The sequence below is a fragment of the Marinobacter subterrani genome (assembly GCF_001045555.1).
Classification (GTDB): Bacteria; Pseudomonadota; Gammaproteobacteria; order Pseudomonadales; family Oleiphilaceae; genus Marinobacter; species Marinobacter subterrani.
In genome coordinates, this window is record NZ_LFBU01000001.1 from 292,056 (window position 1) to 307,988 (window position 15,933).

General features: G+C 58.5%; 14 protein-coding genes. 9 read left to right on the top strand and 5 right to left on the bottom strand.

Going from position 1 to position 15,933, the window contains the following annotated elements; translation table 11 throughout:
* Positions 1-52 precede the first annotated feature (52 nt).
* Positions 53-1,018: a YheT family hydrolase gene (locus msub_RS01445; RefSeq protein WP_048494376.1), complete on the top strand. Its 966-nt coding sequence runs from the start codon at positions 53-55 to the stop codon at positions 1,016-1,018.
* 6 nt (positions 1,019-1,024) lie between these two features.
* On the opposite strand, the gene msub_RS01450 is transcribed toward msub_RS01445, so the two are convergent.
* Positions 1,025-1,657: an arylesterase gene (locus msub_RS01450; protein ID WP_048494377.1), complete on the bottom strand. Its 633-nt coding sequence runs from the start codon at positions 1,655-1,657 to the stop codon at positions 1,025-1,027.
* Positions 1,658-1,720: 63 nt separating this feature from the next.
* Between msub_RS01450 and msub_RS01455 the strand changes: the two genes are divergently transcribed.
* Complete coding sequence (locus msub_RS01455; protein ID WP_048494378.1) at positions 1,721-2,440, top strand: ABC transporter ATP-binding protein; 720 nt, start codon at positions 1,721-1,723, stop codon at positions 2,438-2,440.
* The gene (locus msub_RS01460; protein ID WP_048494379.1) at positions 2,440-4,926 is read left to right on the top strand and encodes an ABC transporter permease; all 2,487 of its coding nucleotides are present in this window, start codon (positions 2,440-2,442) and stop codon (positions 4,924-4,926) included. Before msub_RS01455 ends, msub_RS01460 begins: the two co-directional genes overlap by 1 nt.
* A gap of 24 nt (positions 4,927-4,950) precedes the next feature.
* On the opposite strand, the gene msub_RS01465 is transcribed toward msub_RS01460, so the two are convergent.
* From msub_RS01465 to msub_RS01480, 4 genes are all read right to left on the bottom strand, one after another.
* Positions 4,951-5,721, bottom strand: coding sequence for a substrate-binding periplasmic protein (locus tag msub_RS01465; protein ID WP_048494380.1), 771 nt, complete (start codon positions 5,719-5,721; stop codon positions 4,951-4,953).
* Positions 5,722-5,896: 175 nt separating this feature from the next.
* Positions 5,897-7,084: an iron-containing alcohol dehydrogenase gene (locus msub_RS01470; RefSeq protein WP_048494381.1), complete on the bottom strand. Its 1,188-nt coding sequence runs from the start codon at positions 7,082-7,084 to the stop codon at positions 5,897-5,899.
* Positions 7,084-7,629 carry a hypothetical protein gene (locus msub_RS01475; protein ID WP_048494382.1) on the bottom strand — a complete coding sequence of 182 codons (546 nt, stop codon included), beginning with the start codon at positions 7,627-7,629 and terminating at the stop codon, positions 7,084-7,086. The genes msub_RS01470 and msub_RS01475 overlap by 1 nt, the downstream gene beginning before the upstream one ends.
* A gap of 80 nt (positions 7,630-7,709) precedes the next feature.
* The gene (locus msub_RS01480; protein WP_048494383.1) at positions 7,710-8,987 is read right to left on the bottom strand and encodes a M48 family metalloprotease; all 1,278 of its coding nucleotides are present in this window, start codon (positions 8,985-8,987) and stop codon (positions 7,710-7,712) included.
* A gap of 198 nt (positions 8,988-9,185) precedes the next feature.
* Here msub_RS01480 and msub_RS01485 point away from each other — a divergent pair, with 198 nt between their 5' ends.
* The 6 genes from msub_RS01485 to katG all read left to right on the top strand — a co-directional run bounded on the left by msub_RS01485 (position 9,186) and on the right by katG (position 15,842).
* Complete coding sequence (locus msub_RS01485) at positions 9,186-9,926, top strand: DUF599 domain-containing protein (protein ID WP_048494384.1); 741 nt, start codon at positions 9,186-9,188, stop codon at positions 9,924-9,926.
* Positions 9,927-9,944: 18 nt separating this feature from the next.
* Complete coding sequence (locus msub_RS01490; protein ID WP_048494385.1) at positions 9,945-10,415, top strand: PaaI family thioesterase; 471 nt, start codon at positions 9,945-9,947, stop codon at positions 10,413-10,415.
* Positions 10,412-10,846: a PaaI family thioesterase gene (locus msub_RS01495; RefSeq protein ID WP_048494386.1), complete on the top strand. Its 435-nt coding sequence runs from the start codon at positions 10,412-10,414 to the stop codon at positions 10,844-10,846. The genes msub_RS01490 and msub_RS01495 overlap by 4 nt, the downstream gene beginning before the upstream one ends.
* Before the next feature lie 162 nt (positions 10,847-11,008).
* A complete protein-coding gene (gene htpG / locus msub_RS01500; RefSeq protein WP_048494387.1) occupies positions 11,009-12,904 on the top strand; it encodes a molecular chaperone HtpG in 1,896 nt (631 codons plus the stop codon).
* Between the two features lie 179 nt (positions 12,905-13,083).
* Positions 13,084-13,302, top strand: coding sequence for a DUF2835 domain-containing protein (locus tag msub_RS01505; protein ID WP_048494388.1), 219 nt, complete (start codon positions 13,084-13,086; stop codon positions 13,300-13,302).
* Positions 13,303-13,670: 368 nt separating this feature from the next.
* Positions 13,671-15,842, top strand: coding sequence for a catalase/peroxidase HPI (katG, locus tag msub_RS01510; RefSeq protein WP_048494389.1), 2,172 nt, complete (start codon positions 13,671-13,673; stop codon positions 15,840-15,842).
* The last annotated feature ends 91 nt before the right edge of the window (positions 15,843-15,933 follow it).

A 15,933-nucleotide genomic window follows, 5' to 3' on the forward strand; every position in this document is an offset into this window, starting at 1 on the left:
TATTAAGCGCTTTGCTATGCAGGGTCAACCCCCTGAAATAAAAGGCTAAAAATTGTACGAAAGCAACGTCCTTCACTACCGACCGCCGCCCTGGTTGCGTAACGGCCATGTTCAGTCCGTCTGGCCTACGCTGTTTCGCCGGGTGCCGATGGTAGAGCCGGAGACCGAAATCCTGCCGACGCCGGATAACGACGAACTGCATCTGGACTGGTACCGGCAGGGCAGCAGCCGGCTGGCCATTGTGTCTCACGGGCTGGAAGGTCACAGTCGCCGGCCCTATGTGTTGGGTCTCACCCGGGCGCTGTTGCGTGAGGGCTGGGATGTTCTGGCGTGGAATTTTCGGTCCTGCGGCGGCGTAATGAACCGCCAGCCAAGGTTCTATCACAGTGGCGCGACAGAAGACCTGGGCCTGGTGGTTAATCGTTGTTTGGCAGGTGCCTACAGTGCATTGTTCATGTCAGGTTTCAGCATGGGCGGCAACCTCACGCTGCTCTATCTGGGTGAACAGGGCGAGCGGGTGGACAGCCGCATCTGCGGTGCCGTTGCCTATTCGGTGCCCTGCGACCTTGCCGGCAGCGCCGACATGCTGGCACTGCCCAGCCGGAAGATCTACATGCAGAGGTTTTTGCGGGATCTCAGGGTGAAGATGGAGGAAAAAGCAGAAAAATTCCCGGACCTGATTGATGTTTCCGGTTTTGATTCGATCCGCAGCTTTCATCAATTCGATAATCGCTATACGGCACCGCTGCACGGTTTCAGGGATGCCCGGGACTACTGGGCCCGATGTTCGGCGCTTGGCCGGCTGAACGATATCCGGGTGCCCGCGCTGATGGTGAACGCCGCGGATGACCCCTTCCTGTCGCCCCGGTGCTTCCCTGAATCGCGCCGCATACTCGGCTCCCATGTCCGGCTGGAAGCCCCCCGCTGGGGCGGACACGTCGGCTTTGTCGAGCACGCCCGGGATGGCTTCTACTGGTCTGAGCGGCGAGCCCTGGCGTTCCTGCAGGCGATTGCCTGAGAAGTATCATTGTTTAAGTATGGGGCGGATCACCGGCCAGACATTCTCAAGCAGCTTTGGCTGGGCTTGCTCCGTGGGGTGAATGCCATCGTCCTGCATGAGCCCGTCCTGGTTATAGATACCCGCAAGAAAGAAGGGAACCAGGGCAACGTCATAGCGGTCTGACAGCTTCGGGTAGATTTCCGCGAACATCTCGGTATAGCGCTGGCCGTAGTTCGGCGGGATCTGCATGCCCACCAGCACGGCGCGGGCGCCGGAGGCCTGGATCTGTTCGATCATGGAGGCGAGGTTGGATTCAATAACATCGGGTGGAAAGCCCCGCAGGCCGTCATTGCCGCCCAGCTCGATAATGACCACCTCGGGGTCGTTCTCCCTGAGCAACTCGGGCAGTCGGCGGGCGCCGCCGTCAGTGGTTTCTCCACCGATGCTGGCATTGACCACTTCCCAGCCCGCCGGCCCCTGGTTCTGGAGGCGCTCACGCAGCAACTGCACCCAGGCAGTCTCGGCTGGTACGCCATGAGCCGCGCTCAGGCTGTCTCCCACAACCAGCAGCGTGTTCTGGCTGGCCATTGCCGGCAGCGCCAGCAGAGTCGCCGCAAGAAAAAGGATTGATCTGACGTACACCAATGCCGTATGCATAAAAAAGCCATTTCACCCTTAGCAAATGTTCAGAACCCAGGATCGGGAGATTCCGTGAACCAGATGACCGATGTTAGCCCGGATAACCATGGCCCCATGTTACGGGTCGAAAACCTGACTCACCGGGTCAGCGTAGAAACCGATACGCTGACGATCTTGCAGGGGGTCAATCTGGAAATCAATCGGGGAGAATCCGTAGCCATTGTCGGGCGTTCAGGATCCGGTAAAACCACGCTGCTCGGCTTGCTGGCGGGTCTTGATACACCAAGTGACGGTACGGTTGAACTGGACGGCTCGGTTATCAGCTCGCTCAGTGAGGACGAGCGGGCAAAGCTCCGGGCCCACCGGGTCGGCTTTGTGTTTCAGTCGTTCCAACTGCTGCCAGCGCTGACGGCCCTGGAGAATGTGATGCTGCCGCTGGAGTTGGCGGGCCTGGAAGCGCCGGAGAAACGCGCCCGGGAACTGCTGGAGCGAGTGGGGCTGGGTGAGCGCCTGACGCATACCCCGCGGCAGCTCTCTGGCGGTGAGCAGCAGCGCGTGGCGATCGCCCGGGCATTCGCCTCGGAGCCTCTGATCCTGTTTGCCGACGAACCCACGGGTAACCTGGATAACCGCACTGGCCAGGCCATTTCCGACTTGCTGATGGCGCTGAACCGGGAACAGGGCACCACATTGGTGATGGTGACCCACGATGAGCAGTTGGCTGCTCGCTGCAGCCGACAGTTCCAGATCGAGGCCGGGGTACTGACAGAGCCGGACGTTGCCCGGGAGCTTGCCCACTGATGGCTGCTGCAAAGAAACTGATGTCTGTCCGCCGCGACTGGCGGGAGCGGGACGTTCGAGTTGTCCTGGCGGCGCTGATCATAGCGGTTGCCACCGTTGCCACCATTGCGCTTTTCGCCAGCCAGTTGCAGCGCACCCTGGTGACCTCGGCCAGCTCCTTCCTGGCCGCGGACCGGCAACTTGAGGCGGAGAATGGTCGGCCGATAGCGGAATCCTGGCTGGTCCATGCAAGGGAGTTGGGGCTGGAAACCGGCCGTATGGTCGAATTCTCCACGATGGTGTTCGGCGCCGATAACTTCCAGCTCGTGTCGGTCAAGGCGGTGAGTAACGAGTACCCCCTGCGAGGCGATATAGAGATCCAGCAGAATCCGGACGCGCCCAGGAAGCTGGTACAGCAGGGCCCGGCCCCGGGTGAAGTCTGGATTAATCCCCGCCTGTTAAGTCTCCTTGGGCTGGACGTTGGTGACAGCCTGGAAGTGGGAAGCCGCAGCCTGACTGTATCCGGGCTCCTGATTCGCGAGCCGGACGGCGGATTCCGCCTTTCATCGTTGGCGCCCCGGGTGATGATGCATGTGGACGATGTGACGTCCACAGGGGTGATCCAGGAAGGCAGTCGGGTGGAGTACGTTTATCTCTTCGCCGGTGAGCAGGATGCGCTCGAGTCGTATTACCAGTGGCTGAAGCCGCGCCTGGAGCCCAGCCATGAATGGGAGGGGGTGCGCGATGGCGAGACCTTCTCCCAGTCGCTTGAGCGAGCCGAACGTTTCCTGTTGCTGGGTGGCAGCCTGGCAGTGCTACTCGCGGCAGTTGCCGTGGCGGTAGCCAGCCGGCAATACGCCCTGGCCCAGCGCGATACCGTGGCCCTGTTGAAAACCCTTGGCCTGAGTGGTGCCGGTATTGGCGGGCTGTATCTCAGGCGGCTGGCGCTTTGGGGGGTGACGGGTATTATCGGCGGGCTTCTGGTGGCATTGCCGTTGTTCTGGTTGCTGACCCGAATGCTCAGCGAGGTATTGGCGCGCCCGGTGGATTTCCAGCTTGATCCCTCGGCCCTGTTGCCGGCGTTGTTAACGGCCTTGGTGTCGCTGTTTGCGTTCGCCTACCCCCCGGTGCGGCGGCTCCGGCATGTGCCCGCCATGCGGGTATTGCGAAGCCAACCGGGGGAAACCGGTCGGGAGGCCCTGCCGGATCTCGTTATTGCCATCGTTGCGGTTTTCGGACTGGTCTGGCTGTACGCTGGCGAGTTGGCGCTGGTGGTGTCTCTGCTGGGTGGTCTGGCTCTGTTGCTGGGAGCGCTCGGGCTGGTTGGGTGGTTGCTCGTGGCCACCTTGCGCAAGGTTCGTGGCGGCGGCAACGCCTGGCGCCTGGCGCTGGTCGGGCTTTACCGCCACCGCAGGGCCAGTATGTCGCAGATTGCGGTCTTTGCGATGACCCTGATGCTGGCGGCTACGCTCATTCTGGTCCGGACCTCCCTGCTTGCCGACTGGCAGGCCCAGTTGCCGGAGGACGCGCCTAACCACTTCCTGATCAACATTGCACCCGATGCCGTTGATGACATCGACGCCTTCTGGCAGGAGCATGGCCAGCCCCTGGACAAGCTCTACCCCATGGTGCGAGGCCGCCTCACGGAACTCAATGGTCAGCCGGTCAAGGAAGCGGTCAGCAAGGATGAACGCATTAATGCTCTCAATCGTGAACTGAACCTCACCTGGATGTCGGAATTGCCCGAGGATAACCGGATCGTTGAGGGCAACTGGTTCAGCCCCGGGCAGCAAAACGGCGTATCCGTTGAGGCGGATCTGGCGGGCAAGCTTGGCCTGGCGCTGGGGGATAAGCTGACCTTTACCATCGGCGCGGAAAAAATCACCGAAACCGTGACCAGCATTCGTACCGTTCAGTGGGACAGCATGAAGCCGAACTTCTACATGGCGTTCCCGCCGGGGGGCGGCCTGACCGATATGCCGGCCACCTGGATTACCAGCTTCTATCTCCCGAGAGACAAGAAAAATGCCCTGAATGAGTTCTCTCGGCGCTTCCCGACCGTCTCTGTGCTGGAAATCGACAACATCATCGACCGTATTCAGGAGATTGTCCGGCAGGTTACCCAGGCGATCGAAGCCATTCTGGCACTGATTCTTGCCGCCGCACTGGTGGTAATGGCGGCAGTGGTCAGCGCCACGCTCCGGGACCGGCAGCGGGAAGGTGCGTTGCTGCGTACCCTGGGCGGCCGGCAAAGCCTGCTGGTTCGCAGCACCATGCTCGAGTTCGCCTTGCTGGGTGGCTTCGCCGGGCTACTGGGAGTGGCCGCCGCCGAGGCCGCCGTCTGGGCCCTGCAGTTCAGGATGTTCGGGGGTGCTTTCCAGTGGCACTGGCATGTTGTGTTGCCGATACCGCTGATCAGCGCAATCGTGCTGGCCCTGTTTGGCCGATGGCAGCTGCGTCCGGTTCTGAGTGTGTCGCCGATGCTGCTGCTGAGACGTCTGGAATAATCTCCAGGCGTTTGAGGTTGTACACTACCGATAGTTGGCCAGAATGGCCTCAAGCTCTCCGTTTTCCTTCATGCGGGCCAGTTCGGCATTGAAACCACGGGCGAAGGATTGCCAGTCGGGTCTCAGCATAATCCGGAAGCCGTACTCGCTGATGCCTTTATCGGAGGACCGGAATTCGTCCTGCAAGTCCTCGTTGCGCAGAATCCACCTGCCAACCAGTTTGTCCGCAACGGCGGCATCGAACCGCTCGCCATGAAGCACAAAGGTAAACATGTCCCGGTCCCGTGAGACGTCAAAGCGGCGTATCTTGCCGGCGGTGAAATAGGGTTCCAGTTTCGGGTAGTGGTAGCCGAGGTGGGTAACGATGGTCTTCGAGAAGAGATCCTCGGGCGTCTCGTACCTGAACCCCGAGTTTTCAGGTGAGAAGAACACCTCCTCGATCTTGACTACCGGGTCGGTGAAGATAAACTTTTCCGCATGCTCGGTCCACTCTCTGGCCCGGGGGGTGCCATCAATGTAATCGTCGAGCAGCATCTGATCGACCCGCTTCCGGGGGACGCGCTCGGCGACCACGCTGTAGCCGAGCCTTTCTGCGATCCGTGAAACCACATCCCACATGATTCCCGACGGGGAATTCTGGTCAACAATCAGGTAAGGCGGATAGCCATTGGGTGAAATGTTGAAGTGGAATACCTTTTTTTCCTGAGCGCTGGCATTCCCCGAGACCAGGGGGGTCAACGCGAGGAGCAGAGCACTCAGTACGGAGGGAAGCCGGCAGAATCGTCGGTTTGTCATGCGGAAGGGCTCTCTACGGAGTAGTGCTGTAGGTTGAGTAACGAACCCGGCTAAGATCCCTGCCAGAAGTTCCAATTGTCCCTTCTTTATCGGTCAATTTCAATGATCTGGTTTCTATGTTCAGAAAATCCGGCGAGGGGACTCCGCGAACCGGGGCCCCTCGCAGGAGTAGCGTTCAGGCCCAGGCGCGACGCAGTACCGCGCGGGCATCCTCCAGGCTTACCTCCTTCGGGTTGAACATGATGGAACCGTCATCCAGTGCCATTTCAGCAATAGAGTCCAACTGCGCCTCGGTGACTTTTCCGGTTTCCTTCAGGGTTCGCGGCAGTTGGCAGCGCTTGTACAGGGCGTCCCGCAGCTTCCGGATCGCGGAGATGCTGGCCTCGGCCCGTCGGCTTGCCGGCGTGGCAGCGAAGACTTCCGGGCCTTCCAGATACAGCAACAGCTCGCCCAGAGGGTCCCGGATAGATTCCAGGTTGTATTCCAGCACGTAGGGCAGGTACAGGCTCATGCACAACCCATGGGGCAGATGGCAGATGGCCCCGGTGGCATGTCCGAGAGCATGCACCAGACCGACCATGGAGTTGGAGAAGGCAATGCCGGCCATGGTAGAGGCCTGGGCAAGTTCCAGCCGGCCATCGCTGTCTTTCGGATTGTCCATGACAGACAGCAGGGAATGGCTGATCTTTTTGATGGCCGCGGTGGCGTAGGCATCACTCAAAGGGTTCTTGGCCATGCAGGTGAAGGCTTCGGTTGCATGGGTCATGGCGTCCATGGCGGTTGCTGCGGTGATATGGGGTGGCAGCGTGAGCGTCATCCTGGGGTCAATGATGGCGGCGTTCGGCAGCAGGAATGACGAGGTGAATGGCAACTTGACGCCCTTGGCTTCATCCGTGATAACCGCAACCGACGTTACCTCGGAGCCGGTGCCGGCGGTTGTAGGCACCACAAAAAACGGTTTCAGCGGGTGCTTGAGTACGCCGGCGCCGCTGTATTTTGCAATATTGTCACCGCCCTCGGAGACCAGAATGTTGACTGCTTTGCCGGTATCGATCGCCGATCCACCGCCCACGGCAATGATGGAATCGCATTTTTCCTGCCGGTAGATACCCGCAATGTCGCGCACCACAGTAGTGGAGGAGTCGGGCGGCACGTCATCGTAGATGGTGGTGATTTCCAGGCCGCGTTCCTCGCAGGCCGCAATCACCGGTTCCAGCAGACCGGCCGCGCGAACGCCCTTGTCGGTCACAATCATCGGCCGTTTGGCGCCCATGCCGGTCAGCTCGTAGGGGATATGCTCAAGGGCGGCCTTGCCGGCAATCACTTTTACCGGGCAGAAGAACTCATAGTATTTGTTGGTCATTACGCTCTCGCTGTCTCGATGAAATTGGTGGCAACTTTCAGGTAAATGCGCGCGGCGCTGATCAGTTTCTCCGGCAGGTGCAGATCTGCCGGGTATTCCTTCACCGCACGCCGGGCGACCAGTTTTGGCAGAATGAAGGTTTCGAGCCGGTTCAGCACCCGCGTCATGCGCACGGCGTAGCTGATGTCGCCATCCACCACCATGCGGTCATTGGCGAACGCCACCGAGGTTTTTTCCTGGAAGGACAGCACCAGAAAAGCGTGGGCGATGTGCTTGAACTGGATGGAGAGGTCCACCGGGCGAGGGGCGGAACTTCCGTGATAGTGAAAACGGCCCTGGCCGGTGTGCTCGACAATCAGCCGGGCGCCATCCGGCATCACCATCATTTCAAACAGAAAACCGTCGGGCAGTGCCCGAGCTTCCGTACGGACGTTTTCGTCTACCTCACTGACCGCCTGCAGGGCCCGCCCCATCACCTGGAACATCAGTTCCACGTATAGGCGGCGAGCCTGGAAAACCATTGGCTGGATACGTTTCGCTAACATGCCTGTCGTCCAAAGGTTGTTGATGTCATCTGATTTTTAGAGTTATTGCTCTAAAAGTCAATGCGGACGACGATACGACGCTACTGCATCAGGGCAGCCAGCTTCCGTTTGGCCTCTTCGGCAACGTCACCACCGGCTTCCGCGGCCTTGCTGTAGTAGGCAATCGCATCATTACGGTTATTCTGTCGGACCGCGATATCGCCCAGACGCAGGAAGGCAATGGATGTGGGTACTGTCTGGTTGGCCTTGATCAGGTTTTCCCGGGCCTTGGCCAGATTGTTCAGTTGCAGGGCATTCAGGCCGTTGTACAGCCGGTAGGTGAACATTTCGGGGTAGAGGCCCACCGCCTTTTCAAAATCAGCCGCTGCCTTTTCTTCCTGCTTCAGCCCCTGATAAATCCGGCCGCGCAGGCTGTAGAACATGGCCTCCCGGGGCAGCAGTCGAATCGCCTCATTCACCTTGTCCAGTGCTGCGTCGAGCTTGTCTTTGGCGGCCAGTTCGAGGGCCTTGTCATGGGCATCATAGGCCGGCTGCAGAGAGCGGAGTTTGGCCATTTTCCGGTCGAAGACTTCTTTGCCCCGGTAGCCACCGGCCCCGATTTTCTGCACCAGTTGCCGGTTTTCCTCAACCCGTTCAGCCGAGGGGGGGTGGGTGGCGAACAGGCCATTGATAAAACCGGACTGTTGGCCTTCGGATAACTCCAGGAAAATCTGCTGAAGCTCCACTGCCGCGGTCGGGTCGTAGCCAGCTTCTTTCATGTAAAGGATGCCGTAGTGATCGGATTCCAGTTCATCGCTCTGGCTGTACTGGGCCAGCGCAAGCTGGGCACCGAAAGCTGCCCCCCCCATGATCAGCCCGGCCCATTCATTGTCCGATAGCGCAAAGCCGAGGCCCGCCACACCGGCGCTGATCAGCATGGTTTTCTGCATGCGCTGCACGCTGTGCCGTGCTGCCGCGTGGACAATCTCATGGCCCAGTACTGATGCCAGTTGGGCCTCGTCATCCAGCTTGGTCAGCAGGCCCCGGTTGATGGCAATCTTGCCCCCGGGCAGAGCCCAGGCATTGGGCACACTGCTGTTAAGTACCACGAACTCATACGGAAGGTCTGGCCGGTCACTCACGGCGGCCATTTTCTCGCCGACCTCCCGCACATAAAGGGTCAACTCAGGGTCGACATAGAACTGGCCACCCTGGGTCTGCTGGGTCGGTACATACTGCTCCGCGCCCATGGCAAGTTCCTGGTCCTCACCGATCAACGAAAGTTGTTGCTCCCCGGTGACCGGATTGACAGTGCAACCGCCGAGGGTGACTGCCAGGACAATGGCGAAAAGGCTGGTTTTGAAAGCGGACAGGTTCACGGTGAACTCCCTTTTGACGGTGCAAAGTCAGAACCCTGCTGGTCCAGGATCCCGGTGCCTGTATGGCCAGTTTATAGCACATCCTGGCCTGGCATTGGATTATCGGGCTATCTGTGACGGTGGTGGCTTGCAGGGCCGTGGCGTATCATAAACTCGCTTTTCCCGCGGCGTTTCACACTTTTGATCATAAGGCAGTTAATGGGCAATCTACTCGAACTGATGGCGTTACTCTGGTTCCTGGTTTGCTGGCTTGGTTACACCGAATATTCCAGGCGCAGAGCGTCGAGTCGCCCCTGTTTGTCCAATACCCTCGACCTTTACCGGGAAGACTGGATGCGGGTCATGCTCCGGCGGGAAAACCGGATTGCGGACGCCTCGGTCGTCGGTAATCTGGAGCGCAACGGCGCTTTCTTCGCGTCCAGCTGTCTTTTGATCCTTGCCGGTATCATCACCGCGCTTGGTTATACCCGGGAAGTCATGGAAGTGTTCAGCACGATGCCGTTCGGCACGATGCCGACCCGGGAAATCTGGGAGCTGAGAATGGTGGTGCTTCTGGTGGTGTTTATCTACGCCTTTTTCAAATTCACCTGGTCCATGCGGATGTACAATTTTGTGTCGGTGATGGTGGGCAGTGCTCCGCCACCGGACGACGCCAAAACCAGCCCGGCGGGGAGGGAGGCGTTTGCCCGCAGCGCTGGCAATATCTGCAATCTTGCCGGTGATGCGTTTAACCTCGGGCTGCGATCCTATTATTACGCGCTCGCCGTGGTAGGCTGGTTTATCCATCCGGTTGTGTTCATGGCGGCCTCCACACTGGTGGTCATCGTACTGTACCGCCGTGAGTTCTGTTCCACTGCCCTGGAAGCGCTCAGAGCAGGAAAAGTGTTTGAGGAGCCCGTGCCCGGCAAGGCGGAAAGCAGCCCAAAACCCAAAAGCTGATCCACAGGTTGAACCTGAATGAACGATGACATCCGGCGGAAACGGGTTACCCGTTTCATCGAAACGCTCAACCAGGCAAACGAACTCGGCCTCACGGTTACCGAGGCCACGAAAGGCAGCCTGACCCTCTGCCTGCCATACAGCGACCGGATTATCGGTAACCCGGACACCGGCGTAATTCATGGCGGGGCCATCACCACGCTGATGGATACCACCTCCGGCTGCGTGATCCTGTGTGGCCTGGAAGATTTTGAACTCTGTCCAACGCTGGACCTGCGTGTGGACTACATGCGCCCGGCCCAGCCCCGGATGCCGGTCTATGCAAGGGCTGAAACCTACAGGGTAACCCGGAACATCATTTTTACCCGCTGTGAGGCCTATCAGGAGGGCGGTGAAACCATTGCCAACTGCGTGGCCACCTTCATGCGTATCGGGAAGGATGCCAGCCCGAAACATTACCGGGACCTGATTACAGGAGGTGAAGAATGACCGATCCTGAAATCCTCCGCTATACCCAGGAAACCGGCGACTTCAGCCGGATGCTTCAGAGCATTCCCTACGCCGCCTGGATTGGCCTGCAGTGCGAGCGCTTCGGCGACGACCTGATATTCCGACTGCCTTGCAAGGATTCAAATCTCGGTAATCCAATCCTGCCGGCCATCCACGGTGGTGTGATTGGTGGCTTCATGGAGATGTCCGCCAACATCTACCTGATCATGTCCCAGGAAAGTCTGCGCATGCCCCGCATCGTCGACTTCTCCCTGGATTACCTCCGGGCGGGCCTCAACCGCGAAACCTACGCCGAATGCCGGCTGACCCGCCAGGGCAACCGCGTTGCCAATGTGATGGTCACCGCCTGGCAGAAATCCCGTTCGCAACCAATAGCGACTGCCCGAGCTCATTTTCTGTTAGAGGACTGAGTTTCAGGCGTTTTCGGGGCTTGAAATGCCCGTCCTCGTCCCCATTTCCTGTTCAACACAAACTCGATAGCCGGGTGGAGTGGTTGGGCAGGCCTTTCCAAAACAAAGGCCTGCCCAACCACGCCACTACTCCGAATGTAAAAAGCAGGAGACATAAACACCATGACGGTTGAAGCCAATAAAGAGACGCTTGGATTCCAGACTGAAGTGAAGCAACTGCTTCACCTGATGATTCATTCCTTGTACTCCAACAAGGAAATTTTTCTTCGCGAACTGATTTCCAACGCTTCAGATGCTGAAGACAAACTTCGCTTCGCGGCTTTGAAGGATGACAGCCTGTATGAAAGCGATCCTGAGCTGAAGATTCGTCTGGATTTTGACGAAGAGGCGAATACCGTTACCTTGACCGACAACGGCATCGGCATGACCCGTGACGACGTCATCCAGAACCTGGGCACCATTGCCCGTTCCGGTACCGCCGAATTCCTCCAGCAGCTTTCCGGCGACGAGAAAAAGGACAGCAAGCTGATCGGTCAGTTCGGTGTCGGTTTCTACTCATCGTTTATCGTGGCCGATAAGGTGGATGTGTTTACCCGCCGTGCCGGTGCACCGGCGGAAGAGGGTGTGCATTGGGAGTCCAAGGGCGACGGCGAGTTTTCCATTGAGCAGGTCAATCGGGAAAATCGCGGTACCCAGATCGTCCTGCATCTCAAATCAGACGCCAAGGAATTTGCCAATGGTTGGAAACTCCGCAGTCTGGTGAAGAAGTACTCGGATCATATCTCCTTCCCGGTGGTGATGAAAGCCGAAGCCGAGGAAGGAGAAGAGAAGAAGGACGATTACGAAACCGTCAACGATGCGACAGCGCTCTGGACGCTCCCGCGTACCGAGATCAAGGACGAGGAGTACAAGGAGTTCTACAAGCACATCGCCCACGATTTTGAAGACCCGCTGACCTGGTCCCACAATAAGGTGGAAGGCAAGCTGGATTACACCAGCCTGCTGTATATCCCGGCCCGCGCGCCGTTTGATATGTACAACCGGGAAGCACCCCGCGGCCTGAAGCTGTACGTGCAGCGTGTGTTCATCATGGACGACGCTGAGCAGTTCCTGCCGCTGTACTTGCGGTTCGCCAAGGGCGTGATTGATTCCAACGATCTGTCCCTGAACGTGTCCCGGGAGATCCTGCAGAACGATAGCACCGTGGAAAGCATCCGTACCGCTGTCACCAAGCGGGTTCTGGACATGCTCTCTAAACTGGCGAAGAAAGACCCCGGGCAATACCAGAAGTTCTGGGGCGAGTTCGGCACGGTACTGAAGGAAGGCCCGGCCGAGGACTTCAGCAACCGCGAGAAGATTGCCGGCCTGCTGCGTTTTGCCTCCACTCATACCGGTGAGAGCACCCAGAATGTGTCTCTGGACGATTACATCGGCCGGATGAGGGACGGCCAGAAGAAGATCTACTGCATCACTGCCGACAACTTCACTGCCGCCAAGAGCAGCCCGCACCTGGAGGTGTTCCGCAAGAAGGGTATTGAGGTACTGATTCTGTCTGACCGCATCGACGAGTGGATGATGGGTTATCTCAGCGAATATGACAGCAAGCAGTTCCAGGATGTGGCCCGTGGTGACCTGGACCTGGGAGAAGTCGAGACCGAGGAAGACAAGAAGCACAAAGAAGAGGCCGCCGAGGAGCACAAGGCCCTGCTTGAGCGCATCAAGAACGCGCTGAGCGATCGGGTCCAGGAAGTGCGAGTTACCAACCGGCTGACCGATTCACCGGCCTGTCTGGTGGTGGGTGACTTCGACATGGGCGCGCAGATGAAGAAGATCATGGAGGCCGCCGGCCAGAAGGTGCCGGACAGCAAGCCGATCTTTGAAATCAATGTGGACCATCCGCTGGTTCAACGCCTCGAAAGCGAGAAGGGCGAAGAGCGGTTCAGCGAGCTCTCGGCGGTTCTGCTCGACCAGGCTACCTTGGCCAGCGGTGAACAGCTTTCTGACCCGGGTGCCTATGTCACCCGCCTGAACCGTCTGCTGCTGGAGCTGGCGAACTGAGGCCCCGAGCCGGTTCTGTGTCGGATTACGCCGTTGGCTAACCCGACCTACAACTGGAACTGGCGAACTGAGGCCAGGAGCCAGTCCTGTGTCGGATTACGCCGTTGGCTAATCCGACCTACAACTCAAGGTAGGTCGGATTAGGCGAAGCCGTAATCCGACAAAAAGGTCAGCATAAGATGCAGCAGATCATTGTGGATATCAGCATCAGCCCTGATGAGTGGATCAAACTCTATCAGGGCGTTGCCTCCGATGTTCACACCACGGCCCGGGACGGGCGTTCCGTCCGCTTCCCGGCCCGTATCCTTTCCCGCTTCTATCTTCGCGATGGCATACGCGGCAGTTTCCGCATCCTGTTTGATGATGCCGGCAAGTTCTCTTCAATAGATCGGCTTTGATCAGTCGAACACGCCTTCCATAAATAAAAACTTTCACAAATGTATTTTTAATTAATTGTATTGCTTTGCCGGCCCCGAGCTAAAGTGACGCTGTTCTCGTTAGGCAGGAGCAGGTCCATGTCAGCTGTGTTCTCACTCAATCGGTCGTTCGCCTGGCCCGATGTCCTCGGAATTCTGGCGGATTATTCAAGCGATTACGCGTGTGCCCAGTAACCGGAAAGACCTCGATTTTGTCTACGGTAAACCCCATAGGCACACGCTATTCCGGATATAAGAAATACTCAGAGCAGAGTATTGGCTGTGTTCTATAGTTAGATGTGCCGAATTCGAAGCAGTGTCGTTTTGCCAAACCCAATGAGGAGAGAGAAATGACAGACAACAACAGCGCAGGTGGAAAATGCCCCGTCATGCATGGCTCGAACACGCAGGACAAGGCGGATGTGACCGCCTGGTGGCCGGAAAACCTCAATCTTGACATCCTTCATCAGCACGACCACAAAACCAATCCCCTGGGTGAGGATTTCGACTACCGCGAAGAAGTCAGAAAACTCGATTACGAAGCGCTTGAAAAGGACATGCATGAGCTGATGACCAACAGCCAGGACTGGTGGCCTGCCGACTGGGGTCACTATGGCGGCCTGATGATCCGTCTGGCCTGGCACGCTGCGGGTACCTATCGTCTGGCGGATGGTCGTGGCGGTGCCGGCACCGGTAACCAGCGTTTCGCTCCGCTCAACTCCTGGCCCGATAACGGCAACCTCGACAAGGCCCGCCGTCTGCTGTGGCCGCTGAAGAAAAAATACGGCAACAAGGTTAGCTGGGCCGACCTGTTTATCCTGGCCGGCAACGTTGCCTACGAATCCATGGGTTTCAAGACCTTCGGCTTTTCCTACGGCCGTGAGGACATTTGGCACCCGGAAAAAGATATCTACTGGGGTGCCGAAAAAGAGTGGTTGGCCCCGTCTGATAGCCGCTACGAAGACGTTGATAAGCCCAACACTATGGAGAATCCGCTTGCTGCGGTTCAGATGGGTCTGATCTACGTTAACCCGGAAGGCGTTAATGGCAAGTCTGACCCGATCAAGAGCGGTGACCAGGTACTGGAAACCTTCGCCCGAATGGCCATGGATGCCGAGGAGACTGCGGCCTTGACGGCCGGCGGCCATACGGTTGGTAAGACCCATGGTAACGGCAATGCCGATGCCCTTGGTGCCGAGCCGGAAGCTGCGGACGTTAATGAACAGGGGCTCGGCTGGCACAACCCGAACCTGCAGGGCAAAGCCGCCAATGCAATAACCTCAGGGCTGGAAGGCGCCTGGACCACCAACCCGACTCAGTTCGATATGGGGTATTTCGATCTTCTGTTCGGCTACGAATGGCGGCAGACCAAGAGTCCGGCGGGTGCAAATCAGTGGGAACCGATCGATATCAAAGAGGAGGATATGCCGGTTGATGCGACTGATCCGTCAGTCCGTCGCATGCCGATGATGACCGACGCCGACATGGCCATGAAGATGCATCCGGCATTCCGGCCGATCTGCGAAAAATTCATGGCCGACCCGGAATACTTCAAGGACTGCTTCGCCCGTGCCTGGTTCAAGCTGACTCACCGGGATATGGGGCCGAAGTCACGGTACATCGGTCCGGACGTGCCAGCCGAAGACCTGATCTGGCAGGATCCGGTCCCCCAGGGTGAGACCAATTACATTGAGGAAGTGGTCAAGGAGAAGATCGCCGAAGCCGGTGTGAGCCTGAATGAACTGGTCTGCACCGCCTGGGACAGCGCCCGCACCTTCCGGGGTTCTGACATGCGCGGCGGTGCCAATGGTGCCCGAATCCGTCTGGCTCCCCAGAAAGACTGGGAAGGCAATGAGCCGGATCGTCTGGCCAGGGTGCTGAAGGTGTACGAGAAGATCTCTGCCGACACTGGCGCCAGCATGGCTGACGTGATTGTGCTGGGTGGCAACCTGGGTATCGAGATGGCTGCAAAGGCCGCCGGCCATGACGTTCATGTTCCCTTCCTGAAGGGCCGTGGCGATGCCTCCGACGAAATGACCGATGCCGAGTCGTTCGAGCCGCTTGAGCCGTTGTCTGATGGCTTCCGCAACTGGCAGAAGAAGGACTATGTGGTCAAGCCGGAAGAGATGCTTCTGGACCGCGCCCAGTTGATGGGCCTGACCGCACCGGAAATGACCGTTCTGCTCGGTGGCCTGCGGGTGCTCGGCACCAACCATGGCGGCACCAAGCACGGCGTTTTCACGGATCGCGTCGGCCAGTTGACCAATGATTTCTTCGTGAACCTGACCGATATGGCGAACCGCTGGGAGCCAACCGGCAAGAACTCGTACAACATCGTGGATCGCAAGAATGGCAACACCAAGTTCACCGCGACCCGGGTTGATCTGGTGTTCGGTTCCAACTCCATCCTGCGTGCCTACGCAGAGCTGTACGCCCAGGACGACAACGAAGAGAAGTTCGTGAAGGACTTTGTTGCTGCCTGGACCAAGGTCATGAACGCCGATCGCTTCGACGTCAAGTAAGACCTGCCAGTCAGTAAATGGGCACCCCGGTAACGGGGTGCCCGTCTACCAACTTCCCGCCAAATTCCTTACAATCCGCTCCGGCTGATTT

Coding starts and splice junctions, on each gene's coding strand:
- msub_RS01450 (WP_048494377.1), bottom strand. CDS start 1,657: ATGCATACGGCATTGGTGTACGTCAGATCAATCCTTTTTCTTGCGGCG.
- msub_RS01455 (WP_048494378.1), top strand. CDS start 1,721: ATGACCGATGTTAGCCCGGATAACCATGGCCCCATGTTACGGGTCGAA.
- msub_RS01460 (WP_048494379.1), top strand. CDS start 2,440: ATGGCTGCTGCAAAGAAACTGATGTCTGTCCGCCGCGACTGGCGGGAG.
- msub_RS01465 (WP_048494380.1), bottom strand. CDS start 5,721: ATGACAAACCGACGATTCTGCCGGCTTCCCTCCGTACTGAGTGCTCTG.
- msub_RS01470 (WP_048494381.1), bottom strand. CDS start 7,084: ATGACCAACAAATACTATGAGTTCTTCTGCCCGGTAAAAGTGATTGCC.
- msub_RS01475 (WP_048494382.1), bottom strand. CDS start 7,629: ATGTTAGCGAAACGTATCCAGCCAATGGTTTTCCAGGCTCGCCGCCTA.
- msub_RS01485 (WP_048494384.1), top strand. CDS start 9,186: ATGGGCAATCTACTCGAACTGATGGCGTTACTCTGGTTCCTGGTTTGC.
- msub_RS01490 (WP_048494385.1), top strand. CDS start 9,945: ATGAACGATGACATCCGGCGGAAACGGGTTACCCGTTTCATCGAAACG.
- msub_RS01495 (WP_048494386.1), top strand. CDS start 10,412: ATGACCGATCCTGAAATCCTCCGCTATACCCAGGAAACCGGCGACTTC.
- htpG (WP_048494387.1), top strand. CDS start 11,009: ATGACGGTTGAAGCCAATAAAGAGACGCTTGGATTCCAGACTGAAGTG.
- msub_RS01505 (WP_048494388.1), top strand. CDS start 13,084: ATGCAGCAGATCATTGTGGATATCAGCATCAGCCCTGATGAGTGGATC.
- katG (WP_048494389.1), top strand. CDS start 13,671: ATGACAGACAACAACAGCGCAGGTGGAAAATGCCCCGTCATGCATGGC.